This is a genomic window from Phycicoccus sp. Soil803 (assembly GCF_001429685.1).
Lineage (GTDB): Bacteria > Actinomycetota > Actinomycetes > Actinomycetales > Dermatophilaceae > Pedococcus.
Genome location: NZ_LMST01000001.1, coordinates 138,348 through 154,352, shown reverse-complemented (window position 1 = coordinate 154,352; position 16,005 = coordinate 138,348). Strand labels below are relative to the sequence as shown.

The window sequence follows — 16,005 nt, the reverse complement described above, 5'->3', positions numbered from 1 at the left end:
CCGCAGACGCGCTTGCCGAGCGCACCGCATTCGAGAGGGCTTCCATGGATCCGATCCTGACCGGATCGACGGACACGCAGGAGCGGAAGGTTGACTCCCCGAGCCCAGGCCCCTCGCGGCGACCCGGAGCGCGGCCTGCGTCCATTCGACGCCTCCGGGCGATGGACGGCTTGCGCCTGGTGGCGGCGCTCGCAGTCCTCGTCTTCCACTTCACCGCTCGGAGCAGCGATGCCTGGGGCCAGCCGACCCGCGAGGTCTGGCCGGGAGTCTCACGCCTCAGCCAGTATGGCGAACTGGGTGTCAACCTCTTCTTCCTCATCAGCGGCTTCGTGATCCTCATGTCCGCCTGGGGCCGAACCGTCGGAGACTTCGCCGTGTCTCGCGTCGTGCGTCTGTTCCCCGCCTACTGGTTCGGTGTGCTGGCAACCGGTTTCCTGTTGATGGTGATCTGGCCGGACAAGCAGGTCCGGGCCTGGCAGGTCCTGGGCAATCTCACGATGGTGCAGTCGGCTCTGGGCGTCAGCCACGTCGACGGTGTCTACTGGACGCTCTGGGTGGAGCTGCGCTTCTACCTGCTGATGGCTCTCTTCGTGGCCATCGGGATTACCAGGACCCGGGTCATCGGCTTCATCCTTGTGTGGCCCGTCCTCGCCAGCTACGTGCACCGGTTCGACGGCGGACTTCTCGCTGCACTACTCAACTGGGAGTTCGCGCCGCACTTCGCGGTGGGCATGGCACTGTGCCTGCTCTACCGCGAGGGGTCCACGCTGGTGAACTGGTTGGTCTTGGGCTACGCCTCTGCGTGCCTGCTCGGGCGTACTGCGGCCGAGTTCAGCACCGACGCGCGCGCCACGACCGGGATGCACCCGTCCCTGACGGTGAACCTCGTCGTCCAGGCGGTATCGATCCTTGCGGTCGGCCTGTGTGCCACCCCCGCCGTTTCGAGACTCGACTGGCGGTGGCTGTCGACGGCGGGGTCGCTCACCTATCCGCTTTATCTGTTGCACGAGTACTGGGGCTGGTACGTCATCCACCTGGTCCACCCGCACTTCGGCAAGTGGACGACACTCGTCGCGGCCACCGCTTGCTGTCTCGTCGCGGCCGCCGCAGTCCACAGGTGGGTCGAACGCCCACTCGCGCCGCGGTTGAAGGCGACCTTGTCAGCAAACCTCGCGACCATCCGCGTGCGAGACCGGGATGACGCGGCGCGGCGCTGAGACGGCTTCCGCTGTGGTTGGTGCGGTCAACGGCGTCTGGTCGATGCCTGCTCGTCGAGTTGTCGGCGGGACCCGGTCGGGTCTGCCGCGTCTATCTTTGGCCTGTTCTCTGCCCCGGTGGAGGGATCATCCACCCAGTCCTCCGACCGCCGGAAGGCAGCCTCGATCCCGTTGCCCAGTGCCGGCTCGGCTCCGATCGCGCTGAGGAACTGGTGAGCCGCGATCTGGTTGTAGGCGACGTAGTCGAAGTCGACCTGATCCACCGCACCGCGAAGGAAGGCGGACATCCCGTCGGCGAGCGCTTCAGGCGTGAGGTCGGTCTCGTAGCCCACGCCCTCGGGCAGGCTCCCGCGTACGGAGGGGAACCTCGTCGTGACGATGGGTAGCCGAAGGGTGAGCGCCTCGAGAAGCACCATCGGCTGTCCCTCGTAGTCGCTCGAGAGGACGAAGCAGTCGGACTGCGCCATGACGGCATACGGATTGCCCACCTGACCGGTGAACTTGACCGCGCGGCTGAGGCCGAGCTCCTTGGTGAGGCTCACCAGGGACCGCTCTAAGGGACCGGACCCCATGATGACCAGGCGGGTGTTGGGCTCCTGCCGGTGCACGATGTCGAAGGCGCGAATCAACCGCTCGTGGTTCTTCTCGGGTGACAGCCTGCCCGCCGTCACGAAGGTGACGACATCGGGTACGTAGGGCAGCGCCGAGGAGATGGCGGCGCGGCGAGCGACTTCGGTGCGCACGTCGCTCAGCGGATGGAAGCCAAGCAGCGCCTCGATCGTCCCCGGGAGGTTGGTGAGGTCGACCGGACGCGGCTCGTGCGACTGCACCAACTCGGAGCTGGGCCGGGCCCTGAGCAACGCCTGAGCCTCCGGGCGGAACAGCTCACGGTCGACGTCCGTGAGACCCCAGGCCAGGCGAAGCACCTGGTCGTGGTCGAGAGTGTTGGACGCGAAGGCGAACGCTCCGGGTCGGGCGTAATGTCCCAGGTTGGCTGCGTTGACCTCCGACAGCGCTGGCGAGACGGAGACCAGCCGGTCGAACTGGTCGTAGACCGAGAAGAACGCGGGAAGTCGCGAGGCGTGTGGACGGCGCCCGTTCACCACCTTCTGGGTTTCGGCCATCAGGTCGTTGTGGAGAAACACCGATGTCGTGGTGGCACCTGACTGAGCCAGCAGGAGCGCCCAGAACGAGGCATACCCGCTGAAGTCCACCACGTGGTCGAAGTGCGCTGACCCGAAGCAGCGCTCCCACTCCTCTCGCAGGATGCGCCGCTGGGTGGTCATGTTCACACCGCGGGCGTTGGCCCCGTGCTCGGTCAGCTGACGACGCCCGTAGGAGAACCGCTTGCTGTGCGTCATGCCCCCGATGCGCGGGAACACCCGGACGTTGGGGTTGATCATGTTGATGTTTCGGACCTTCTCGCGTGATCGCGAGTGGTTGTAGAGGACCGACACGTCATACCGGTCGTGGTCCAGCACATTGAGGAGGTTCAGCGCCGAATTGGTGATGCCGTTCGACAGCATGCCGCCGAGGTAGATGAGAATGGACGTCCGCTCGTCCGGCAGCCCGTCGTGCACCGTGCAGCCGGGCTCGATCCCCCGGAAGACGAGGTCGATGACGCGACGGGTGGCCCGGCCGTCCTCGAGCGGCGCGCGGTCGCTCAACGCTCGGGCGTACCTGTCGGCGTGCGTCACACAGGGGTCCAGCGGACCACCCGTGCCGATCGCCAGGACGTGGTCCGCCAGCTGCCCCACGGTTGCGACCACGGGCCCGGGCCACTCGTCCGGGTCGTCGTACAGCCCGCGTGAGGCGGCATAGCTCGCGACGTCGGGCGCGAGAAACAGCACCGGCCGCCCGGTCGGCAGGAAGTCGTAGAAGATGCTGGAGTAGTCCGTGACCAACGCGTCGGCGACTGCCAGCAGGGTGTTCGTCGGGAGGTCGTCCGGAACCAGCATGCCCTTGAGGGCAGGCTCGGACCGGGCATACGGGAAGGCGCGCTGGTGCACCTTCACCACCACGCGCCACTCGTCGCCGAGACGCTCGGACAGGGAGCGGACCCGATGGGCGAGCTCGAGGACGTCGTTGGTCGGACGGTAGTAGTCGCCGTGCCAAGTGGGTGCGTAGACGAGAAGCTTGCGGCCACGCAGGCGGACGCCACCGGCCTCCAACCGGGATCGGGCACACTCGGCCACCGGACTGTCCGGTCCGGCCAGAGTGCTGTCGACGCGCGGCGTGCCGGCCTCGACGACCTTCCCCGGGAAGATGCCCCGCAGCTTGTACCCACGCTCGTACATGCCCGAGGTCATGAAGGGGCCGGAGGACAGCAGGTAGTCGACCATCATCATGTTGCGGATGACGTTACGAGTACCCGATGCCCCGCCCGGTGAGTCGTAACCCATGCGCTTGAGCGGTGTGCCGTGCCACGTGTTGACGTACGTCTGGCCGTCGCGCTTGCGGAACTCCGGCGGGAACGTCGAGTTGTTGATGAGGTACTCCGAGGTGGCGAGAGCCCGGAAGTACTCCGCCGACCGGAAGCGGACGAAACGCACCCGCGGATGGTCGCCGAACTCGGCGACGGCCTGGGCCTGTACCGCAGCGCTGGACACCACCCAGACGTGGGTCAGGTGGTCGAACTCGTCATCATCCAGTAGCTGCTCGAAGATGGCCCGAGGGCTGCAGAGGAGGCCCCCGCCGAAGTAGCTCTCGTACAAGACCTGCCCGCTCACGAGAGGCTTATGCTGCCACGCGGCCCGTCGCTCCCAGCCGACGAGGCTCCGGACTCGACGCTTGGCGCGACGGAACTTCTTGAGTGGACTGGACACGCACTATCCCCCTGGCGAGAACTCTGGGTCGATGTCACACGAGTGACCCTGAATGGTAACGCCTGCGACAGCTTGGTCACCTCCTGCACACCCTGGCGGACCTGTCGAGATGTGCGGGAATGACGGGGGAAAGGGGGGTTTTCTGGGTTTGCCCTACTGTGGGAGCCTTGCGCGTGACTGCGACGGCGCGCGTCGGCAGGTGGGGTGTGGGCGATGGGGAGTTCTCCCCATTGGTCGAGGTCGCCATCGGGCCTAGCCTTCGCGGTGCATTCCCCGGTTGCCGCAAGGTTCCCCGAAAGGTCCCGATGCCCACCCTGAAGTACCCGAGCGAGCAGTTCCCGGGCCCGCCCTCGGTCACCGTCGACATCCCCGACGGCTGGTCGCCGGTGCGGGTGCCGGGCACGCTGCTGGCCGCCCGCCGCACCGACACGGAGGGCCGGTTCGCCCCCAACGTCGTGGTTCGTGGCTTCACCCGCTCGGGCGACTTCACCATCGGCCGCGCGCTCGCGGAGCTGAAGTCCTACGTCGAGGACCGCACCGACGGCGAGATGGACGCGCCCTTCGCGCTCGAGATCGAGTCGGTCCCGTTCGTGGGGGTCAACGTCTCGTGGACCGACCAGGCCGTGGGTGACGTGGTCCAGGCCCACCTGTTCGCCGGCGCCCGCCGCGGCCAGGTCGTCGACCTGCTGCAGGTGACCGGGTCGGTCGGCGGCGAACAGGTCGACGTCGAGTACTCGTCGCTCCAGCAGCTCATGCAGACCGTCCGGATCACCCGGTGACCGCGCCCGAGGCCCCCCACGGCGCGGGCCTGACCGTGCGCGCCGGTGCCGCGACCGACGTGGGCCGGGTGCGCAAGCACAACGAGGACAGCGTGCTGGCCGACCGCACCGTCTTCGTCGTCGCCGACGGCATGGGCGGTCACGCGGCCGGCGAGGTGGCCAGCGGCATCGTCACGGCCACCCTCGGCGAGCTCGCGCAGGCCCCGGTCCGGCGGCGTGAGGACCTTGTCGCCGCCCTCGCCCTGGCCAACCGGCGGATCCTCGAGTCGGTCGCCCAGCACCCCGAGCAGCACGGCATGGGCACCACCGCCGCCGGGCTCGCCGTGGTCACGGCAGGCGGGTCCGACCACTGGGCCGTGTTCAACGTCGGCGACTCCCGCGTCTACCGGTTCGTCGACGGCCAGCTGCGGCTGGTCACGGTCGACCACTCCGAGGTGCGCGAGCTGATCGATGCCGGGCTGATCACCGAGGAGGAGTCGGCGCGCCACCCGCTGCGCAACGTGGTGACCCGCTCGATGGGTTCGGAGTCGTTGCCGACCCCGGACATCTGGGTGTTCCCGCCGCACGCCGGTGAGCGGTTCGTGATCTGCTCCGACGGCCTGTCCAACGAGCTGAGCACGGAGCGGATCCGCCAGCTCGTCGCCGAGCACGACGACCCGCAGGCCTGCGCCGAGGCACTGGTCGCCGCAGGCGTCGACGCCGGCGGCCGCGACAACGTCTCGGTCGTCGTGGTGGCCCTCGACTCCGACGACGACGACCTCGACGACATCGACACCGCGCCCCGGGCCGGCGCCGGGGCGGCGGGGGGCGCCGCATGACGGCCGTCCCCATCGAGCTGCCCGACGAGCCAGGATGGTCGACCGTTTCGGTCGGCCACATCCACGTGCTCGTGCGCGCGGGTGGCGCCCTGGTGGAGCGCGTCCGCCTGGCCGCGCAGGACGGTGACCTCGACGACGTGCTCGACGCGTTGTCGGCCGACGGGGTGCGGGCCACCCCCGACTTCGTCGCCGTGCTCGAAGGGTCACCACTGCGCGTGGTGGCCCGGGGCAGCGGGTATGCCGTGGCGTCCGGCCCCGCAGGAGCCATCGAGCTGCGCGCCACCGGCCGTGGCCCGTGGGTCGACCAGGACGCGGCGGCCGACGTCACTGCCGTCACGCTCCACGCGGGCGCGGCCAGCCCGCAGCCGGCGACGCCGGTCGCCGACACCCAGCTCCCGCCCGCCAGCGAGCCGGGGTCCGACGGTGGGACCGGCTGGAAGCTGCCCAGCGTGTTCGCCCGGGGTCGCGCCGAGGAGCCCGAGCCGCAGCCTGCCTCCGACAGCGGTGCCCCGGCCACGGACGCAGCCGCGGCCGACGAGCCGGTCACGCCGCCGGCCGCCGAGGTCGAGGACCTCCCGAGCTACGACCACCTCTTCGGCGCCACCCAGCACGACCGGTCGTCGTACCTCGAGAAGCACGACACCCAGGGGATCAGCGAGCCGCCGATCGGGCACGCGCCGATCGAGGCTGCCGGGGGCTTCGACCCGCGCGACTCCCTCGCCGAGCAGGCCCCACCGGCCCACCCCGAGCACACCCTCGCCCCGCCGCGCGACACCATCCAGCCGGGCGCCAGGCCTGCGCCACCGGCTGGGTCGCCCTCGGCCGACCCCGCGCCGCTCCCGCCTCCGCCGAAGACCGGCCTGATCGACTCGGTGCCGTGGCGCAGCGGCGGTTCGAACGTGCCTGCCCCCGACCCGGCGCCGCGGCCGGCCCCCGTGACGCCGCCACCCCCCACAGTCATCCCGCCCGCCATCCCTCCCGCCGCTGCCCCTGCGAAGCCGGCAGCCGAGCCGCCCGTCGCCCCGGCTCCGACCTCCGACGGCGGGGCCGACGCCGACGCCACGGTCGACCGCAGTGCGCTCCTCGCCGGGCGCGGCGCCACGGCCAGTGGCCCCGCCGTGCTGGCCGTCCTCTGCCCCGCGGGCCACACCAGCCCGCCCCATTCGGGCGTCTGCCGGTGGTGCGGGCGCGAGATCCCGCCGCAGCAGCCGTTCCAGACCGCTCGGCCGCCGTTGGGCCTGCTGCGCCTGGCGTCCGGTGACGTCGTGCACCTCGACCGCGGCGTCCTGCTGGGGCGCTCGCCGAAGGTCAATGCCGAGCTGGCGGCGGCGGACCGCCCGCACCTGGTCCGGGTGACCTCCGCGCAGAACGACATCTCCCGCAACCACGTCGAGATCGTCCTCGAGGGCTGGCACGTGCTGATCCGCGACCTCGGCTCGACCAACGGGACCACCGTCGCCCTGCCGGGCCAGCACCCCGTGCGGCTGCGCCCGAGCGACCAGCAGGTCATCGAGCCCGGCACCGTCATCACGCTGGCCGACGAGGTCAGCCTGACCTACGAGGTCGGCCCGTGAGCACCTCGACACCACCCGAGATCCCGGGTCTGGTCTACGTCCAGCCGGTGGGGTCGGGTGGCTACGCCGACGTCTTCCTCTACGAGCAGCAGATGCCGCGGATGAACGTCGCGGTCAAGGTGCTCAAGGGCGAGGGGCTGACCCCCGCGATCCGGCGCCAGTTCGCCGACGAGGCCGACACGATGGCCCAGCTCGCCGACCACCCCTACATCGTCCAGGTGTTCCGCGCGGAGACCTCGGCCGACGGCCGCCCCTACCTCGTCATGAAGTACTACCCGCCGCCGAACATGGCGATGCGGGCCCGCTCGGAGCGGTTCACCGTCGAGGAGGTGCTGCGCATCGGCATCCAGCTGGCCAGCGCGGTCGAGACCGCGCACCGGGCCGGCATCACGCACCGGGACATCAAGCCCGCCAACGTCCTGGTCAGCCAGTACGGCGCACCGGGCCTGACCGACTTCGGCATCGCCGGGCGCGGTGGTGCCGCGGCCGAGGAGGAGGCCGACGACGTCGGCGTCTCGGTGCCCTGGGCGCCCCCCGAGGTGCTCTTCGGCCAGTCCAACGGCGACGCCCGCGCCGACGTCTACAGCCTGGCCGCCACGCTGTGGCAGCTGCTCGTCGGCCGCTCGCCCTTCGAGGTCGGCGGCGGGGACAACTCGGCCTATGCCCTGATGCCGCGGATCCGGTCCAACCCGGTCCCGAGCACTGGCCGCGCCGACGTGCCGGTCTCGCTCGAGCGGCTCCTCGGGCAGGCGATGGCCAAGGACCCGGGCAACCGCCCCGCCACGGCACTCGCCCTGGCCCGGGCCCTGCAGGAGATCGAGCAGGAGCAGCGGTTCCCCCGCACCGCGATCGTCGTGCTCGACGAGCAGGGGCAGACCACCCTGGCCGACCAGACCCCGGGGCCGGTCAGCGACGAGGAGGACCGCACCCGGGTGCGCAGCCCGCAGGCGGTGCGCAGCGCCCAGGCGCTGCCGCAGCCACGACCCAGCCAGCCGGCATACCCACCGCTGAGCGGCTCGACGTCGATCCCGGCGGCCGCGCCCACGACCGTGACCTCGCCCCGCCCGGGTGCGGTGGCGCAGGGCGTGCCCGACGACGTCGCGGAGGAGGGCACCGTCCGGGTCGACCGGTCGCCTGCCGCGGTGGCTGCCGGCGGCACCGTCGCCCCGAGCCGGGCCGCGGAGGCACCGGCGGACGTCGAGCGCCACGAGATCAGTCCCACGATGCTGCTGACCGGCGTGACGGTGGTGGTGGCCGTCCTCGCCGCCATCGCGCTGTGGGCGGTCCTCGGCCCGGACGGCGGCACCCCGGTCGCCACGCCGACCAGGACCGTCGCCAGCCCGACCGACGACGACCCGGTGGCCATCGCGCCGGTCCCCACCATCTCGTCGCGCGGCACGACCGGTGGGGTGGCGTTCTCGTGGAGCTACCCGGGGGCCGAGAAGGGCGACGTCTACCGGTTCCGGAGCGCGGCCACCCTGGACGGCTTGAAGTCGGCGACCTTCGTCAAGACCGCCACCACGACCCGGGTCGTCAAGGCGGCCAAGGGCAAGCAGGTCTGCGGGCAGGCCCGCGTGATCCGCAGCGGGTCGGAGTCCAACTGGTCCGAGCCGCAGTGCGAGAAGGCAGGCTAGGCATGGGTGTGACGGTCGACTTCTGTGGCGAGCTGTTCGTGGCCGACGGGTCGCGTCCGCTCACCATCGGTCGGGTGGGTGACGTGGAGATCGACGACAACCCCTACCTGCACCGCAACTTCCTCCAGATCGTCGAGGACGGCGGGCTCTGGTGGCTGTCCAACGTCGGCACCACGCTCACCGCGACGGTGGCCGACAAGAAGGGGCTGTTCCAGGCCTGGCTCAACCCCGGCGCCCGGATCCCGCTGGCCCTCGAGCGGCTCACCGTCTGGTTCACGGCCGGGCCGACGACCTACGACTTCGACATCCTGGTCGACTCGCCCGCCTTCACCTCGACCGGCACGGACGAGGTGGTGGAGGACGACGCCACCGGCGAGACGACCGTCGGCAGGGTGTCCTTCACCCCCGACCAGAAGCTGCTCATCGTGGCGCTCGCCGAGCCGTTCCTGCGGCGCGGACAGACCGGCGCGGCCCAGATCCCGTCGTCGGCCGACGCCGCCGCGAGGCTGGGCTGGAAGGTCACGAAGTTCAACCGAAAACTGGACAATGTGTGCCAAAAGGTGGCCGATGCTGGTACACGTGGTCTCCACGGGGGGCCGGGGAAGCTCGCCAGCAACCGCAAGGCGAGGCTGGTCGAGCACGCGTTGTCGACCCGTCTGGTGACCGAGCCCGACCTGGTGCTGCTCGACAGCACCACCGATGGCAACCAAGGGGAGCAGGGGAAATGAGTCCGATGTCGACTCGACGGGTGGGGGTGGCGTCCGGTCTCGTGGTGGCGCTGGCCGCGACGAGCCTGACGTTCCTCGCGGTCACGTCCAAGGGCGAGACCGTGCACGAGGCCGACCTCAGCGACGGCGGGGTGTGGGTCTCGTCGGCCAAGGACGCGCGGTTCGCGCGGGTCAACAAGGCGGTCGGCCAGTTCGACGCCGGCGTGGTCGCCTCGAGCGGTCCCGGCGAGCCGGTCGACATCCTCCAGGACGACAACGCGGTCGCCGGCCTGGTCCTCGGCTCGGGGTCGTTCACCCCCATCGAGCCCAGGTCCGGCCGGCTCGCCGAGTCGGGCGGGGTCTTCGTCAACCCCCCGCGGGTGGCCACCAACCAGCGGGTCTTCGTGCCGGCCACCGCCGACCTGCGCGGCGGCACGGTGGCCAAGCTGTCGCCGACCACCGGCAAGGTGTGGGGGCAGACCTACGACCCGGAGGTCGGCCTGGGTGCGCTCGCCGGACTCGCCGACGGGGCCCGCAAGCTCGCGACCGTGGGCGCGGTCTCCGCGATGGCGGTCGATGTCAAGGGCAACATCCACGTCGTGTCCGGCGCGACCGGCAAGGTCGTGACGATCCCCCGCACCCCGACCGGGTTCGGCAAGCCGGTCACCGAGACGATCGCGGTCAAGGACGCCAAGGTCGTCGACATCACCGCCGTCGGCACCCGGTGGGTGGTCTACAGCGCCGGCGACGACAAGCTCTACTTCCAGGGCAGCGACCAGGCCGTCGACGCCGGCACCACGCGCGAGCAGGGCAAGCCGGCGTATGCCGCGTTGCAGCAGCCCGGCCCGGACGCCGACTCCGTGGGCCTCCAGGACTCCACCACGCTGCGGCTGATCGGGCCCGACGGCGCCTCCGGCACCGGCGTCCAGGTCACCATCGGTGACGACGAGACGCCCCCGCTCCCCTCGCGGCCGCTGCGCACCGGGGCGTGCATCCACGCCGCCTGGGCCAGTGTCGTCAACAACTACTACGGCAAGGACTGCGGCGGCTCCGACCAGCCGGCACCCGCCGTGTCGATCGAGCGGAAGACCGCGGAGCCGGTGCGCTCCGGTGTCTCCCTGCGCACCAACCACGGCCTGATCGTGCTCAACGACCTCGACGGCGGCGAGGTCTGGGACCTCGACAGCAAGCCCAAGAAGCTGGACGAGTGGGACTCGCTGATCCCGCCGCCGCAGACGACCAAGGACACCAAGAAGAAGGACCCGAACCTCATCGACGAGACGTCGGTGGCCCAGCCCCCGACGGCCAAGCCCGACGACCTCAAGGTCCGCCCCGGTCGCACCTCGAAGCTGCACGTCCTCGACAACGACACCGACGCCGCCGGCTCGGTGCTGGCCATCTCCCCGGACGACCTCGGCCGCCCCGACATGGCTGGCGTCACCGCCAGCGTCGCCGCCGATGGCCAGAGCGTCGACGTCGCCGTGCCGGCCGAGCCCGAGCGCCAGTCGTTCTCGTTCACCTACAAGATCAACAACGGCAAGGCCCCCCAGAAGTCGGAGGCGAAGGTCACCGTGACCCTCGTCCCCGACGAGGTGAACTCCCCGCCGGCGCTCCGCCCGGGCACGGCCAACCTGACCAGGACGGTCTACCCGGTCATCCGCGGCAAGGTCCTGCCGGTGCAGGTGATCGGCGACTGGCGCGACCCGGAGAGCGACTCGCTCAGCCTCGAGGCGGTGGCCGACGGATCGTCGGTCGACGGCCTCGGCCGGCTCAACGTCCGCGCCCCGATGAAGACCGGCACCCAGGGGGTCGAGTACTCCGTCAACGACGGGCGGGTCGGCTCCACGGGCACCGTGACGGTGAAGGTGCTCGGCCAGGACGACTCGCTCGTCAAGCCCGAGACGCAGCCCGACGTCGTCCGCGGTGTGGTCGGCAAGCCCCTGCAGCTCGAGCCCCTCGGCAACGACATCCCGGGTGCCGACCCGACCGAGCCCGACGCCACCTTGCGGCTCAGCCGCGAGCTGCAGTCCACCGGTGCGCTCGCCGTCGACACCAACCTCGACACCGGCGTGGTCACCGTGACCGGGTCCGCCGCCGGCACCTTCGAGCTCAGCTACGGCGCGCAGGTGGGTGGCGGCATCGCGGCCGGCCGGGTCCGCGTCGACCTCATCGCCGACCCCGACCCCGATGCGCCACCGGTCGCCGTCCCCGACGCGGCCACCCTGCGCGACCAGACGCCCGTGCTCACCGACGTGCTGGCCAACGACTACAGCCCGCGGGCCGACGTGCTGGTCACCCGCTCGGTGTCGGTCACCGCCGACAGCGACTGGCTGCGCCCCTCGATCTACCAGGGCCGCTGGGTGCGCATCGAGGCGCTCGACCCGGCAGGCCAGGGCAGCCGACCCCGCACCGGCACCGTCACGTACACGATCAGCGACGGGGTCAAGACGACGACGGGTGAGGTGGCCGTCTCGCAGTTCCCCGCCGACGACCGGGCCGTGCCGGTGGTCGGTGACGACCAGGCGGTCGTCCGCGCGCAGGACACCGTCACGATCCCGGTGATGGACAACGACAGCATGGCCGACGGCATACCCCTGGTCCTCGACCCGGCCAGCGTCAAGGTCATCGACGGCGCGGGCGTCGCCTTCGCGTCGGGCAACGTCGTGCGCTTCGTCCCGAAGCACCAGTCGCCGACGGTGCAGGAGACCGTGACGGCCGAGTATGCGGTGTACCCGATCGGCGACAAGGCGAAGGCCACGACGGGTCGGATCACCATCGCGGTGCTGCCGCTGCCGACCGCCACCACCCCCAACCAGGCGCCCGTGGCGCGCAGCTTCTCCACCAGCGTCACCGCGGGTGACCCGCTCACCATCACCGTGCCGTCCTCGGGGGTCGACCCCGACGGCGACAGCGTGACCGTCGCCGGCCTGGTCGGTGCGGACGGTGGGGCGGTCGACCTGGAGTTCGGCCGGGTCACCGGGTTCGGGCCGTCGACCATCAGGTACGAGGCCTACCCGACCGCCGCGGGCACCGAGGTCCTCAACTACGAGGTGCGCGACCGCTTCGGCGCGACCAGCCAGGGCTTCGTGCGGATCGGGGTCGTGCAGCCCGGCGACCCGCAGCCGCCCGTCGCCGTCGAGGACGAGGTGCGCGCCAAGCCGGGCAAGACCGTCACGGTCGACGCGACCCTCAACGACCTCATCGCCCGCGGCGACAGCATCGACCTGGAGTACAAGGCGCCGCTCAACCCGGCGGGCGAGCTGGCCAAGTGGAAGGTCGACGAGGCCAACACCTACTTCACGACCAAGGTCCCGACCCCGCAGGCCGGGGTGCAGCACCTCACCTACGGCATCAGCAACGGCCTGTTCGACCCGTCGCGCTCGACCATCTCGGTGGTCCCCGACCCGACCGCCAAGAACCCCCCGGTCGCGGTCGACGACACGGCCCGGCCCAAGCAGGGCGAGACCAGCACGGTGGTCGGCGCACTGGCCAACGACCGGGACGTCGACGGCACCCGCGAGTCGCTGAAGATCACCTCGGTGCTGTCACCCGACGGCACCATCGAGGGCAACGGCACCCAGGTGCGGGTCCAGGTCAAGCCGTTCCCCTACACCGTCCCCTACGTCATCACCGACGAGGACGGCCTCACCGCCATGGCGCTGATCCACGTGCCCACCGGTGAGTCGGGGCTGCCCTTCGTCGTGTCGGGTGCGCTGATCGAGATGGACCAGGACTCCACCAAGACGATCAGGCTCGCCGACTACGTGAAGTCCCCGCGCGCGCGGGTCGTGAGCATCACGACGGCCGACAACGTCAGCGCCTCACCCAGGGAGCGGCTGCGGGTCGAGGCCGACGGCCGCTCCGGGCTCACCCTCACCTCCTCCGGCGGCTACATCGGGCCGGGTGCGGTGATGCTCGAGGTGAGCGACCAGGAGTCGGTCAGCCAGCAGGACTTCAAGACCGCCTACCTGTCGATCCCCGTGCAGATCGGTCCCAAGATCCCGTTGCTGCGCTGCCCCGACTACACGGTCAAGCTCAACGCCGGTGGTCGGGCGCGCAGCGTGGACATCCCCACGCTCTGCCACGCCTGGCTGCCGGTCGGGATGACCCTCGACGACGTCGTCTTCGAGAGCACGTGGAAGTCGGAGCCCAAGGACGTCGACCTGCGCAGGAGTGGTGCCGGTGACCGGACCCTCGAGCTCCGGGCCGGCAACCGCGCGCCGAGCAGCATCGACGGCCGGCTCGTGGTCAAGGCGCGCGGCGGACCGGAGTCGACCATCGCGGTCTCGGTGTTCGGCATCGACGGCGGTGCGGTCGACGCCAACGGCAACCCGCTGCCGAGCCTGGGGCCGCCCCGGCTGCGCCCGTTCTCGGTGTCGGGACTCGAGGCGGGGTCGTCGCGGACGGTCAACCTGCAGGCCTACCTGGACTCCCCGCTGGAGAGCCCGAGCTGCAGCATCTCGGCCGCCACCGTCCCGGCCGGCTCGGGGCTCACCGTCTCCCGGTCGGGCTGCGACCTCACCCTGACCGCCGGCGCGAGCGCTCGCGGACGGACCTTCGTCGACGTCTCGGTCGCCGACGGTCCGGGCCGCAACGCCCCGGGTCGTGGCACCGTCGAGATCCTCGGCAAGCCCGACGCCCCGACGGGAGTGGCCGCCGAGGCGGACCGCGTCAGTGGGGGCTCCGCCCGGGTGCGCTGGCTACCGCCCGCCATCGACGGGGGCAGCCCGATCACCGGCTACGTCGTCGAGGTCAACGGCCCCGGTGGGCGGGAGGTGAGCTGCTCGGCGTCGCCATGCACGATCACCGGCCTCACCAACGGGGCGTCCTACACCTTCCGCGTGGTCGCCGTGAACGCCATCGGCCGCAGCCCCGAGAGCAGGGCGAGCAACGCCGTCGTCCCGGACACGCTCCCCAACCCGGTGAACGGCGTCCGCATGGCCGCTCGCGGGGACGGCTCGCTCGACATCGCCTGGCAGGCCCCGGCCAAGAAGGGCAGTGACGTCACGTCCTACGACGTGCGCGTCACCGACACCTCCACCGGCGCGATCCAGTCGAAGACCGTGCCGGCCCCGGCGCTGCGGGCCACCGTCACGGGTCTGACCAACGACCACCAGCAGTCCGTCCAGGTCCGGGCGAAGAACAAGCTCGGCTACGGGCCGTTCGGACAGGCCGTGCGGATGCAGTCAGCCGGCACGCCGCCGGCCGTCCCGGCCCCGAGCGTCGACAACGCGGGGACCGGCCCGGCCGAGGGGTCGTCCCGACTGACGATCGCGTGGGACGAGGTGCGTCCCAACGGTCCGCCGCTGACCCAGTACACGGTGTACGAGAGCCGGAACAACGGTGCCTGGACCGCGATCGGCACCAAGTCGCCCGACCAGCGCTCGCTGGGGCACACCACCGTGTACGACGGGGCCAGCTACCGCTACGTCGTCACCGCGACCAACGGCGCAAACAAGACCGGTCCCAAGGCCAACCCGACGACGTTCAGCTCGGTCGGCATCCCGCAGGTCCCCGGACGACCGTCGGTGACGACCCCGCAGGCGGACCACAGCGCGACCGTCCGCGTCTCCCTCGGGGACTCCCGGTCCGGGTCGTTCACCCAGCTGCAGTGGCGCAACAGCGCCGGCCGGACCGAGACCGTCTCCTGCGGCTGCCCCGAGTCCTCGACCAAGCAGTTCGGCATCGCGGGGCTCGGGACCAGCTCGTCGCAGACCCTCCAGGTCCGCGCCTACAACGGGAAGAACTGGTCGGACTGGTCGACCGCCAGCAACAGCTACCGGGCCTACGGCCAGACCCCCGCGCCGTCGGGCCTGAACGCCAACCGCACCGGGAACGACATCACCTGGACCTGGAACAACCAGACCGACGGCCGGGCCATCCAGAACGTCCAGGTGTCCCTCAACGGCGGTGGGTGGCAGGGCCTCGGTGGCCCCAGGGAGTCCTACACGCGCTCCAACCTGTCACCCGGCACCTACAACCTCAGGGTCCGCACGATCGCGAACCGCAACAGCGGCGACCAGGCCGGCGGCGCGGGGACGTGGCAGTACAGCGCAGTCGCCGGACCCCAGGGCGCGACGGTGCCGCAGAACCCCACGGTGACCGTGCTCAAGGGCAACTCCTGCACGCAGCGGTCCTGCAACACCGGAAACGGCTCGTGCACCACCTCTGGCTGCGCGTGGATCAAGGTGCGGACCGCGGACTTCAACGGCAGCGTGACCTGCACCTTCCGCGAGAACGGCAGCACCGTCAGCGGGTGGCGCAACATGTCGATGGGTGCCAACGCCACGAAGGAGAGCGACAACTTCTACGGCGGCACAGGGCGGGTCACCGCCACCTGCGATGGGGTCAGTGGCTCACTCGACTGGTAGTACGGCCCACGACCCCAGCAACCACGCAGACCCGGCAACACAGACACAGCAACCTCGAATGACCAACGAAGACAAGGGAA

Annotated in this window: 8 protein-coding genes; 7 read left to right on the top strand and 1 reads right to left on the bottom strand. The window is 71.0% G+C overall.

The window, feature by feature from the left end; genetic code table 11:
* The first annotated feature begins 44 nt into the window (after nucleotides 1–44).
* Complete coding sequence (locus tag ASG95_RS00640; protein WP_157581664.1) at nucleotides 45–1,217, top strand: acyltransferase; 1,173 nt, start codon at nucleotides 45–47, stop codon at nucleotides 1,215–1,217.
* Nucleotides 1,218–1,243: 26 nt separating this feature from the next.
* On the opposite strand, the gene ASG95_RS00635 is transcribed toward ASG95_RS00640, so the two are convergent.
* A complete protein-coding gene (locus ASG95_RS00635) occupies nucleotides 1,244–3,946 on the bottom strand; it encodes a glycosyltransferase (RefSeq protein ID WP_057376183.1) in 2,703 nt (900 codons plus the stop codon).
* A gap of 401 nt (nucleotides 3,947–4,347) precedes the next feature.
* Between ASG95_RS00635 and ASG95_RS00630 the strand changes: the two genes are divergently transcribed.
* Genes ASG95_RS00630 through ASG95_RS00605 form a run of 6 tightly spaced genes read left to right on the top strand, consistent with a single transcriptional unit; the run spans nucleotide 4,348 to nucleotide 15,925 of the window.
* Nucleotides 4,348–4,821 carry a hypothetical protein gene (locus tag ASG95_RS00630; protein ID WP_057376182.1) on the top strand — a complete coding sequence of 158 codons (474 nt, stop codon included), beginning with the start codon at nucleotides 4,348–4,350 and terminating at the stop codon, nucleotides 4,819–4,821.
* The gene (locus tag ASG95_RS00625; RefSeq protein ID WP_235543218.1) at nucleotides 4,818–5,639 is read left to right on the top strand and encodes a PP2C family serine/threonine-protein phosphatase; all 822 of its coding nucleotides are present in this window, start codon (nucleotides 4,818–4,820) and stop codon (nucleotides 5,637–5,639) included. Before ASG95_RS00630 ends, ASG95_RS00625 begins: the two co-directional genes overlap by 4 nt.
* On the top strand, nucleotides 5,636–7,213 hold the full coding sequence (locus tag ASG95_RS22255) for an FHA domain-containing protein (RefSeq protein ID WP_057376181.1): 1,578 nt from the start codon (nucleotides 5,636–5,638) through the stop codon (nucleotides 7,211–7,213). Before ASG95_RS00625 ends, ASG95_RS22255 begins: the two co-directional genes overlap by 4 nt.
* Nucleotides 7,210–8,847, top strand: coding sequence for a serine/threonine-protein kinase (locus tag ASG95_RS00615; protein ID WP_057376180.1), 1,638 nt, complete (start codon nucleotides 7,210–7,212; stop codon nucleotides 8,845–8,847). Before ASG95_RS22255 ends, ASG95_RS00615 begins: the two co-directional genes overlap by 4 nt.
* A 2-nt stretch (nucleotides 8,848–8,849) precedes the next feature.
* Nucleotides 8,850–9,575, top strand: a complete 726-nt coding sequence (locus tag ASG95_RS00610; RefSeq protein WP_057376179.1) for a hypothetical protein — start codon at nucleotides 8,850–8,852, stop codon at nucleotides 9,573–9,575.
* On the top strand, nucleotides 9,572–15,925 hold the full coding sequence (locus tag ASG95_RS00605) for a fibronectin type III domain-containing protein (RefSeq protein ID WP_235543205.1): 6,354 nt from the start codon (nucleotides 9,572–9,574) through the stop codon (nucleotides 15,923–15,925). The genes ASG95_RS00610 and ASG95_RS00605 overlap by 4 nt, the downstream gene beginning before the upstream one ends.
* The last annotated feature ends 80 nt before the right edge of the window (nucleotides 15,926–16,005 follow it).